The sequence below is a fragment of the Pseudomonas sp. GW456-12-1-14-TSB6 genome (assembly GCF_059424205.1).
In genome coordinates this window covers 15,438-27,805 of record NZ_JBWKZE010000009.1, presented here as the reverse complement: position 1 = coordinate 27,805, position 12,368 = coordinate 15,438, and the positions used below count along the sequence as shown (strand labels likewise).

1 protein-coding gene is annotated in these 12,368 nt (G+C 63.9%); it reads left to right on the top strand.

The features are described from left to right. Nucleotides 1–8: 8 nt before the first annotated feature. Nucleotides 9–12,335 (top strand): non-ribosomal peptide synthetase, encoded by a 12,327-nt coding sequence (locus AC07Y2_RS10490; RefSeq protein ID WP_103386382.1) that lies wholly within the window; start codon nucleotides 9–11, stop codon nucleotides 12,333–12,335. Nucleotides 12,336–12,368 lie beyond the last annotated feature (33 nt).

The following is a 12,368-nucleotide window of genomic DNA, read 5'->3' as shown; positions in this document are numbered from 1 at the left end:
AAAAACGCGTGCAAGAGTTAATCGAGTCGGTAGGACAACTTTCGGCTAAGCAAAGAAAGGCTCTGGCGGTTCTGCTCAAGCAGAAAGGCGTCAACCTCTTTGACATTGCCCCGGTTTTCAAGCGCACGGCCGAAGAGCCGCTGCTGCTGTCCTACGCCCAGCAGCGCCAGTGGTTTCTCTGGCAGTGGGCGCCGCACAGCGCGGCCTACAACATTCCGACGGCCCTGCGCTTGCAGGGTCCGCTGGATGAGTCGGCGCTGGAGCGCAGCCTTCAGGCGCTGATCGAACGACACGAAACCTTGCGCACGGTGTTCTCCCAGGAAACCGAACAACCGCTGCAAACGATCCTGCCGCCAGGATCGTTTGCACTGGAGACCTACCCACTGAGCCCTGAGCTGGCGAGCGACCCGGAGGCCTCGATCCAGGCGTTCGTCCAGACCCAGAGCCAGAAGACTTTCGATCTGCAGCAAGGCCCGCTGTTGCGCGCGGCCCTGTTGCAGGTCAACCCGAACGACCATGTGCTGGTGCTGACCCTGCACCACATCGTCTCCGATGGCTGGTCGCTGCAAGTGATGATTGAAGAACTGGTGCAGCTCTACGCCGGTTTCAGCCTCGGTCACGATGCCGGTCTGCCGGCCCTGCCGATTCAATACGCCGACTACGCCCTGTGGCAGCGCCAGTGGATGGAAGCCGGCGAGCAGGCGCGGCAACTGGCCTATTGGCAGGAGAAACTTGGCGGCGAACAACCGGTGCTGGAACTGCCGCTCGATCGCGCGCGCAGTGTCGATCAGAGCTTTGCCGGGGCCAGCCACAACCTGATTCTCGATGCACAGCTGAGCCAGGGCCTGAAAGCCTTTGCGCGGCAGGAAAACGTCACGCTGTTCGTCTTGCTGCTGGCATCTTTCCAGGCGCTGTTGCACCGCTACAGCGGGCAGTCGGACATCCGTGTCGGCGTGCCGGTGGCCAACCGTGGCCGGGTGGAAATCGAGCGTCTGATCGGGTTCTTCGTCAACACGCAGGTGCTCAAGGCCGACGTTGACAGCCAGACCCCGTTTGTCGATTTGCTGCGTCAGGTCAAACAGACCGCGCAGGAAGCCCAGGCCCATCAGGACTTGCCCTTCGAGCAACTGGTGGAAGCCCTGGAACCGGGTCGCAGCCTGAGCCACAGCCCGCTGTTTCAGGTCATGTTCAACCATCAGGCCGAACGCCGCAGCAGTGTCGAGACGCGCCTCAATGGCCTGAGCATCGAGCCACTGGAATGGCAGAGCCAGACCGCCCAGTTCGACCTGACCCTGAACACCACCGAACAGGCCCACGGCATCGAAGCGGTGTTCAAGTACGCCACGGACCTGTTCGACGCGGCGACCATCGAGCGTCTGGCGCAGCACTGGACCGCGCTGTTGCAGGCGATCGTCGCCGACCCGTCGCGCAGCATCGGGCAGTTGCCGATGCTCGATGACGCCCGTCAGCAACAACTGTTGGGCCAATGGAACCCGACGCGGATCGAGCACCCGGTCGAGCAGTGCATCCATCAGGTAATCGAGGCTCAGGCTGAGTGCCATCCCGATGCGGTCGCCGTGACCTTTGCCGGGCAGCGGCTGACCTACGCCGAACTCAATCGCCGGGCCAATCAGTGGGCGCACCGGTTGATCGCGAACGGCGTCGGCCCGGATGTGCGGGTCGGTGTGGCGGTCGAGCGTTCGCTGGACATGATCGTCGCCATCGTCGCCGTGCTGAAGGCTGGCGGTGCCTACGTGCCGCTGGATCCGGGTTACCCGCAAGACCGCCTGAGTTACATGATCGAGGACAGTGGCATCGGTCTGCTCCTGACCCAAGGCCATTTGCAGGCACAGCTGCCGATTCCTCCGGGGCTCACCTGCCTGGACCTGAGCCAGGCACTGGAGCCGGGCAACAGCGAAAACCCGGCGTGCCTGACCACGCCGGACAACCTGGCGTACGTCATCTACACCTCCGGTTCGACCGGCAAACCCAAAGGTGCATTGCTGCCGCACAGCAACGTCATCCGCCTGTTCAGCGCCACCGACCACTGGTTCGGTTTCGGCCCGGACGACAGCTGGACCCTGTTCCATTCCTTCGCGTTCGACTTCTCGGTCTGGGAAATTTTCGGTGCGCTGCTGTACGGCGGAAAACTGGTGGTCGTACCCCACGACGTCACCCGTTCCCCGGAAGATTTCTACACCCTGCTGTGCGATGAACACGTCACGGTGCTGAACCAGACGCCGTCGGCGTTCAAGCCGCTGATGCAACTGGCCAGTGAATCCTCGCGCGACCATTCGCTGCGTTACGTGGTGTTCGGTGGCGAAGCGCTGGAAGTGCAGAACCTGCGGCCATGGTTCGAGCGTTTCGGCGACCGTGCACCGACGCTGGTGAACATGTACGGCATCACTGAAACCACCGTGCACGTGACGTACCGCCCATTGTCGATGGCCGACCTTGAGCAAAGCCACAGCAGCCCGATCGGCGAGCCGATTGTCGACCTGTCGTGGTACCTGCTCGACAGCGCGCTGAACCTGGTGCCGCAAGGTTGCATCGGCGAGCTGTACATCGCCGGTGCCGGTCTGGCCCGGGGTTACCTGAATCAACCGGGCATGAGCGCTACGCGTTTTGTGCCCGACCCGTTCAACCCGCAGGCCGGCGAGCGTCTGTACCGCACCGGCGACCTGGCGCGCCTGCGCGGCGACGGGGTGATCGAGTACATCGGTCGTATCGACCATCAAGTGAAGATCCGCGGTTTCCGTATCGAGCTGGGGGAAATCGAAACCCGGCTGCTCAAGCACCCGGCGGTGCGCGAGGCGGTGGTGCTGGCGGTCGAAGGCCCGAGCGGTCAGCAACTGGCGACCTGGATCGTGCCGAACGAGGCACTGCAAGCCGATGCCGAGGCGACGCTGCGCGATTCGATCAAGGCGCAACTGCGCGACGCCTTGCCGGACTACATGGTGCCGGTCAGCTGGGCATTCCTCGAGCGCCTGCCGCTGACCGCCAACGGCAAACTCGATCGCAAGCAACTGCCGCAGCCGCAGGTCGCTCAGGTGCAGGAAGCGTATGCCGCGCCGCGCAGTGAGCTGGAACAGCAACTGGCCGCCATCTGGCAGGACGTGCTGAAGGTCGAGCGTGTCGGCCTCAACGACAATTTCTTCGAGCTGGGCGGCGACTCGATCATTTCGATTCAGGTGGTCAGCCGCGCACGTCAGGCGGGCATCCGTTTCACGCCCAAGGACATCTTCCAGCATCAGACGGTGCAGCGCCTGGCCACGGTCGCGCAGCAGAGCGACGTGGTGCTCGCGACCCAGGGCGATGTGCTCGGCGAGGCGGTGCTGACGCCGATCCAGCAGTACTTTTTCCACAGCGATATCCCGGCGCGTCATCACTGGAACCAGTCGATCCTGCTGACTCCGACCAAACCACTGGCGGCGGCTGCACTGGAGCAGGCGTTGCAGCACCTGCAACGGCACCATGACGCCTTGCGTCTGCGTTACCGCGACCTCGAGGGTGGCTGGCAACAGACCCACGCGCCGGTTGAACAGAACCTGGAACTGCTGCGCACCGTGACCTTGCAGGAAAGCGCGGCTTTGCCGGCGCTGTGCCAGGAACTGCAACGCAGCCTCGATCTGGACAACGGTCCGCTGATCCGCGCGGTGCTGGTGGACTTGCCTGACGCCAGCCAGCGCCTGTTGCTGGTGATCCATCACCTGGTGGTCGACGGGGTGTCCTGGCGGATCGTGCTGGAAGACCTGCAAACCGTTTATCAACAGCTGACGGCGGGGCAGGTTGTGCGCCTGCCGGCCAAGACCACCGCGTTCAAGGACTGGGGCGCGCGCCTGCAAGGGCATGCGCGCAGTGCCGTGCTGGAAGCCGAGCTGGATTACTGGCGCGGGCAGTTGAGCGGCGCGGGCATCGAGCTGCCGCTGGACAACCCGCAGGGTCAGTTGAGCAACCGTTTCGAGCGCAGTGTCGATACGCGTCTGGATGCCGAGCGCACCCGGCAGTTGCTGCAACAGGCCCCGGCGGTCTATCGCACCCAGGTCAACGACCTGTTGCTGACTGCGCTGGCCAAGGTGCTGTGCGAATGGACCGGTGCCGAGAGCGCGCTGGTACAGCTCGAGGGCCATGGTCGTGAAGACCTGTTCGACGATGTTGACCTGAGCCGCACGGTGGGCTGGTTCACCAGCATGTTCCCGGTGCGTCTGACCCCCGGCGCCGGTGTCGAAACGTCGATCAAGGGCATCAAGGAACAACTGCGGGCGATCCCCAACAAGGGCATCGGTTATGGCCTGTTGCGTTATCTGGGCAGCGCCGAGGCGCAGGCCGTCCTGGGCGGCGCGGCGCAGCCGAAGGTGACGTTCAACTACCTCGGCCAGTTCGACAACAACTTCGATGAAGACGCGTTGTGGGTGCCGGCCACTGAAGACAAGGGCGCCGGGCAGGACGAGCGCGCGCCGATGGCCAACACGCTGACCATCGATGGCCGGGTTTATCAGGGGCAGTTGAGCCTGACCTGGACCTACAGCGGCGATGTGTTCGAAGACGCGACCATCCATGCGCTGGCACGTGCCTATGAAGAGGCGCTGGCCGAATTGATCGACCATTGCCTGAATCACCCGAGCGGTGGTCTGACACCGTCCGACGTGCCGCTGGCCGGGTTGTCCCAGACCCATCTGGACAACCTGCCGATCGTTGCCCAGCGGATCGAAGACATCTATCCGCTGGCGCCGATGCAGCAGGGCATTCTGTTCCACAGTCTCTATGACGCCGATGCCAGCGCTTATGTCTATCAGATGCTGCTGGACATCGAAGGTCTGGACGTCGCGCGCTTCCAGCAAGCCTGGCAGCGGGTGGTGGATCGTCATGAAGTGCTGCGCGCCGGTTTCATCTGGGGCCGCGACGGTCTCGACACGCCGCTGCAAGTCATTCATCGCCAGCTGACCCTGGAAATGCCGGAAGTGGACATGCGCCACGAGCCGGACCTGGCCGTGGCCATGGAGGCGCGGGCCCGGGCTGATCTGGAGCGCGGTTTCGATTTGCAGAATCCGCCGCTGCTGCGTCTGTGCCTGTTGCGTACGGCCGATGATCGCCATCGTCTGATCTTTACCTGCCACCACATCCTGATGGATGGCTGGAGCAACTCGCGGATGTTCGGTGAGGTGCTGCAGGATTACGCCGGTCATCCGGTGCCGGGAGCGCAGGGCCGTTACCGGGACTTCCTGGCCTGGCTGCAAAGCCAGGACAAGCAGGCCGCGCAGGCTTTCTGGCGCGGGCAACTGGCCGAGCTCAACGAGCCGACCCGTCTGGCCTCGGCATGTCCGGGCAAGGTTCAGCCGGGCGCGGGCAAGGGCGTGCATCGCCTGACCTTCGACGCCGCTTTCACCCGTCGCCTGAACAGCTTCTCCCGGCAGCAGCAAGTCACCCTCAACAGTCTGGTGCAGGCAGCATGGCTGCTGATTCTGCAGCGTTACACCGGCCAGGCCACGGTCGCGTTCGGCGCCACGGTGTCCGGGCGTCCGGTGGATTTGCCGGGCATCGAGCAGCAACTGGGGCTGTTCATCAACACCTTGCCGGTGATCGCCAGCCCGCAACCGGGCGTCAGCGTGCGCGACTGGGTGCGCAGCGTGCAGGACAAGAACCTGCAGTTGCGCGACTTCGAGCAGACGCCGCTGCAAGACATTCAGCGTCTGGCCGAACTCAACGGCGAAGCGTTGTTCGACACCTTGCTGGTGTTTGAAAACTACCCGGTGTCGGAGACGCTGGAGGCCAATCCGGGCGGCCTGCGCTTCGGTGGTCTGGAACACCGCGAGCAGACCAACTACGGCCTGACCCTGATCGCCGGTGCCGGCGAGGTCCTGAGTCTGGACTTCAACTACCTGACCGAGCAGTTTTCCGAGCGCGGCGTAGTTGGGTTGGCCACGCACCTGGAAGTGGTGCTGCAACAGTTCCTTGAGTCGCCGCAACGCCTGTTGGGTGAAGTCGGGCTGCTGTCGGGTGCCGAGCACAACACGCTGGCGCAATGGAACGACAACCACGCCGCGTATCCGGCTGAGCGTCTGATTCATCAAAGCTTCGAGGCGCAGGTCCAGGCCCGTCCGCACGCTGTGGCCCTGAGCCATGGCGGTGTGGCCCTGAGTTATGCCGAACTCAATCGTCGGGCCAACCAACTGGCCCGTCATCTGTCGACGCTGGGCGTCGGCGCCGAGGTTCGGGTGGGCGTGGCGATGCCGCGCTCGGCGGAACTGGTGATTGCCTTGATGGCGGTGCTCAAGGCCGGTGGCACCTACGTGCCGCTGGATCCGGACTACCCGGCCGACCGCGTGGCGTACATGTTGGAAGACAGCCAGGCGAAGGTCCTGCTGACGCAACAATCGCTGCTGGGGCAACTGCCGCAGACCGACGCGCAGGTGGTGCTGGTGGAGGCGGGCGGCGAGGCCTTTGCCGATGCGGCTGCCGATAACCTCGACGTGCGTGGCGATTCGGCGAACCTGGCCTACGTCATCTACACCTCCGGTTCCACCGGCAAACCCAAAGGCGTGGCGATTGCCCATCGTAACGTCCAGGCACTGATCCACTGGTCCGCCGACGTCTACAGCGAGGCTGACCTGCAAGGCGTGCTCGCCTCGACGTCGGTCTGCTTCGACCTGTCGGTGTGGGAGATTTTTGTCACCCTCGCGCGTGGCGGTTCGATCGTCATGGCGCGCAATGCCCTGGAGCTGCCGGACCTGCCGGAGCGCGATCAGGTGCGCCTGATCAACACCGTGCCGTCGGCGATCGCTGCCTTGCACCGTGCCGGGCATATTCCGAATGGCGTGCGGATCATCAATCTGGCTGGCGAGCCGCTCAAGCAAAACGTGGTCGACAGCCTGTATCGCGAGACGTCGGTCGAGCACGTCTACGACCTGTACGGGCCGTCGGAAGACACCACCTATTCGACCTGGACCCGCCGCGAAGCCGGCGGCCAGGCGAACATCGGCCGGCCGCTGGTCAACACCACCGCCTACCTGCTGGACGGGCAACTGCAAGCGTCGCCGATCGGGGTGGCGGCCGAGCTGTATCTGGCCGGTGACGGCATCACCCGCGGTTACCTGTTCCGTCCGGGCCTGACCGCCGAGCGTTTCGTGCCGAACCCGGCCTCGACCAGCGGCGAGCGTATGTACCGCACCGGCGACCTGACGCGCCTGTGGGACGATGGGCGGATCGAATACGTGGGCCGCATCGACCATCAGGTCAAGGTGCGCGGTTTCCGTATCGAGCTGGGTGAAATCGAAGCGCGCCTGCTGGCCCAGGGCAGCGTGCACGAGGGCGTGGTGCTGGCGGTGGACGGTCTCAGCGGTCAACAACTGGTGGCGTATGTGGTGCCGACCCGATCCGGCCTCAGCCTTCAGGAACAGGATGAGCTGAGCGAATCGCTGCAGTCCGCCCTCAAGACGCACCTGCCGGATTACATGGTGCCTGCGCAGTGGCTGTACCTCGAGGCGCTGCCGCTGACCCCCAACGGCAAACTGGACCGCAAGGCCTTGCCGGCACCGGACGTCAATCAGTCGGCCCGGGACTATGTCGCCCCATCAACGGAGCTTGAGCAACAGCTGGTTGTGGTCTGGCAAGACATCCTGAAGATTGACCGGGTCGGTGTGACCGATAACTTCTTCAGCCTGGGCGGTGATTCGATCATCTCCATCCAGCTGGTCAGCCGTGCGCGCCAGCAGGGCATCCGCTTTACCCCCAAGGATCTGTTCCAGCAACAGACCGTGCAGAAACTGGCGACGGTGGCATCGGTGGAGTCCGCGCATCAGGCCGACGGCACGCCGGAAAGCTACCCGCTGGCGCGTCTGGAGCAGGCGCAGCTCGATGCGTTGCCGGTGCCGGCGGATCTGATCGAGGACGTTTATCCGCTGTCGCCGATGCAGGAGGGCATGCTGTTCCATACGCTCTCGGACAATGGCAGCAGCCTGTACGTCAACCAGGTCAGCTTGCCGATCCAGGGCCTGGATGTGGAGCGTTTCCGGGGCGCCTGGGAATTTGTGATCGATCGCCAGGCGATCCTGCGGACCAGTTTTCACTGGCAGGACGGGCTGGCCAAGCCGTTGCAAGTGGTCCATCGTCAGGCCCCGCTGCAAATGCAGGTGCTCGACTGGCGCGAGCGTGAGGTCAGCGATGAATCGATCGCCGGGTTCGCCAGCGATGATCGTGCCCTCGGCTTCGACTTGTCCCAGGCGCGTTTGCAGCGGGTGACGCTGTTGCGCCTGAGCGATGACCGCTATCAGATGATCTGGACCAGCCACCACATCCTGATGGACGGCTGGAGCAGCTCGCGCCTGTTCGGCGAAGTCTTGCAGTATTACTCCAAGGGCAAGGTCAGCGGTGAGAACGGTCGTTACCGCGACTTCATCGCCTGGTTGCAGGCACAGGATCAGGACGCGCAGGAGCTGTTCTGGAAAGCGCGTCTGGCGGCGGTCAACGAGCCGACGGCGTTGAGCCAGGCGATCCATCCGCGGCACTCGGCCGATGTCTCCGGCCACGATGCGATCTACTCGAACTGGGATCAGGCGCAAACCGCACGCCTGTTGCAGTTCTGCCGCGACCTGCGCATCACCCCCAACACATTGATTCAGGGCGCCTGGCTGCTGCTGTTGCAGCGTTACACCGGGCAGCGCACGGTCACGTTCGGTGCCACGGTTTCGGGGCGTCCCGAAGGGCTGGCGAATGTCGGCAACATGCTGGGGCTGTTCATCAACACCTTGCCGATCATCCAGACGCCGCAGGCCGATCAGCGCCTGGCGGACTGGCTCGGCGAAGTGCAGGCCTACAACCTGGACATTCGTGACTATTCCCAGGCGCCGCTGGCCGATGTGCAGCGCTGGTCCAACCTCGGTGGCCAGGCGCTGTTCGACAGCATCATCGTGTTCGAGAACTTCCCGATCGATGATCGCCTGCAAGAAGAAAACGACACCGACCTGACCTTCGGCAAATCCATCGGCCACGGTGTGACCAACGTACCGATGGACCTCGCGGTGATGCTGGGTGACGAGCTGTCGATCGAGTACCTGTACCTGCGCAGCCACTTCAGCGCCGAGGCCGTGGAAGGCATTCGCCTGACACTGGAAAACACCCTCGAAGCGATGATGCGTGCGCCTTACGAGCGACTGGGCAATCTGCAGCGCCTGTCGAACGAGCAGTGGCAGGCGATCCACGCCTGGAGTGCCGAACCGGTCTCCAGCCACGAACCGGTGTTGCTGCCGCAACTGATCAGCCGGCATGCACAGCATCAACCAGAGGCTATTGCCCTGCAGTGCGCCGGATTGAGTCTGAGCTATGCCGAACTCGAACAACGGGCCAATCGTCTGGCCCACTGCCTGACCGAACACGGTGCGGGCCCGGAGGTGGTGATCGGCGTGGCGCTGCCGCGCTCGCTGGAAATGGTCGTCAGCTTCCTCGCCGTGCTCAAGAGCGGTGCGGCGTACGTGCCGCTGGACATCGATTATCCGCCTGAGCGACTGGCGTACATGATCGAGGATTCGGGCATGGCCCTGTTGCTGACCCAGAGCAGCCTGCGCGCCACCTTGCCGGCGCCCGAAGGACTGTTGCGCCTGGAAATCGATCACCTCGACGAGACCCGTTACCCCGATCACGCGCCGGTTTGCCGCGTGCAGGAGCAGGGGCTGGCGTATCTGGTCTATACCTCCGGTTCCACCGGTCGGCCGAAGGGCGTTGCGGTCACGCAAGGGCCGTTGAGCATGCACTGTCAGGCTATCGCCGAGCTGTATGAAATGGACGCCAGCAGCTGCGAGCTGCACTTCATGTCATTCGCTTTCGACGGTGCCCATGAGCGCTGGTTGAGTACGCTCTACAGCGGTGGCCGTCTGGTGATTCGCGACGGTTGCCTGTGGACCCCGGAGCAGACCTACGCCGCGTTGCACGAGTATGGCGTCACCATCGCCTGCTTCCCGCCGGCCTATCTCAAGCAGTTGGCGGAGTACGCGGCGGCCAGCGGCATCGCGCCACCACCGGTGCGCATTTACTGCTTCGGCGGCGATGCCGTGCCGGACCAGACCTTCGAACAGGTGAAGGCGGCCCTGCGCCCCGAGTACTTCACCAACGGTTATGGCCCGACGGAAACCGTGGTCACGCCGATGCTCTGGAAGGTACCGGTGAGCCAGCAGTGTGACGCGGCCTATGCACCGATCGGTCGTGCCGTGGGCGCACGTTCGCTGTACGTGCTGGACGAGGATCTGAACCCGCTGCCGCCAGGTTTTGCCGGTGAGCTGTACATCGGCGGTTATGGGGTTGCCCGTGGTTACCACGGCCGTGCGGATCTGACCTGCGAGCGCTTCGTACCCAATCCGTTCGCGGTCGGCGAGCGCCTGTATCGCAGCGGCGATCTGGTGCGTTTGCGTCAGGACGGCGTGGTCGATTACGTCGGGCGCATCGACCATCAGGTCAAGGTGCGCGGTTTCCGGATCGAGCTGGGTGAAGTCGAGGCCAGCCTGCGCCAACTGGAGGGTGTGACCGATGCGCTGGTGATTGCCCGGGACAATGCGTCCGGCAAGCAACTGATCGGTTATGTGGTGACGCCGACGGGCGAAGACGTGGGCGATGAACTGAAGGCTGGGCTGCGCGCCTCGCTGCCGGAGTACATGGTGCCGGCGCAGATTGTCTGCCTGAGTGCTTTCCCGGTCACGCCCAACGGCAAACTCGACCGCAAGGCGCTGCCGGAGCCGGACTTCAAGAGCGAGGAATATGTCGCCCCGCGCAACGAGCAGGAAACACTGCTGGCCGAGATCTGGGCCCAGGTGCTGCAAGTCGAGCAGGTGGGCATCACGGATAACTTCTTCGAACTGGGCGGCGATTCGATCCTCAGCCTGCAGGTCATTTCCCGGGTCAGGAACCATCCGACGTTGCAGATGGAGCTGAAGCTGCGCGATCTGATGCGCTATCAGACCATCGCCGGCATCGTCGAACAGAACGTGACGAAGGAAGGCGCCGGACAGCCACTGGTGGACGTCACGCAGGTGGCGGGCGAGGGCTTGTTCAATCTGTTGCCGATCCAGGAGTGGTTCTTCGCCGAGGGCATGTCCGAAGCCCATCACTACAACCAGTCACTGCTGTTGAGTGCGCGCCAGCCACTGGATCTGGATGCGCTCGAACAGGCCCTGGGCTGGATCGAGCAACACCACGACTCGCTGCGCCTGCGCTTCACTCAGGAGAACGGGCGCTGGCTGCAACGCTACTGCACAGCCACCGAACAGGGCGATGCGGTGCTCTGGCGCCGTGAGGCCGAGAACAGCGAGCAGGTCGAAGCGCTGGCCAACCTTGCCCAGCGCAGCCTCAAACTGGACGACGGGCCGGTCTGGCGGGTGATGCATGTCGCCCTGCCGGATGGTCAGGCGCGACTGCTGGTGGTGATTCATCACCTGGTGGTCGACACCGTGTCCTGGCGGATCCTGCTCGATGACCTGAAAACCGCTTATGAAGCGTGTGTGCAAGGGCTGACGCCGCAACTGCCGATTCGTACCAGCAGCTATCGTTCGTTTGCCGAGGCCTTGCAGGCGAAGGCCCCGGCGATTGCCGAACAGGAACTGGCGTACTGGCTGGAACAACTGGATCAACCGGGCGTCGATCTGCCGTGCGACAACTACCGTGGCAAGAACCAGGTGCGGCAGCAGGCGCAGGCGCGGCTCAAGTTGTCCCGCGAGCACACCGAACAATTACTCAAGCAGGCGCCGGCGGTCTATCGCACGCAAATCAACGACCTGCTGCTGTCGGCACTCGGTCGGGCCCTGTGCCGCTGGAGCGGCCAGCCATCGGCGCTGATTCTGCTGGAAGGGCACGGCCGCGAGGATCTGTTCGAATCCATCGACCTGAGCCGCAGCCTTGGCTGGTTCACCAGCATGTTCCCGGTGCGGTTGCGTCCGGACAGCGACGATATCGGACGTTCGATCATCGACGTACAGGCGCAGCTGGCGGCGGTGCCGCAGAAGGGCATCGGTTACGGCGTGCTGCGTCATCTGGCGGGCGCCGAGGTATCCCGGCAACTGGCGGATCTGCCGCAGGCGCGGGTGACGTTCAACTACCTGGGGCAGTTCGACCAGAGCTTCGACGAGCAGGCTCTGCTGGTGCCGGCGCTGGAGGAGACCGGTGACAACTACAGCCTGAAGGCGAACCTGGGCAACTGGCTGGAAATTGTCGGCCAGGTGTATGACGGCCAGTTGGCGTTGCGCTGCATCTACAGCAGCCAGCGTTACCGCGCCGGCACCATGGACGCACTGATGCAGGATTACCAGCGTGAACTTGAAGCGCTGATCGAGCATTGCATGGCGCGTGTGGGCTGATCGCTGCACGCTGGATCAATTTTGGGGGGCGTC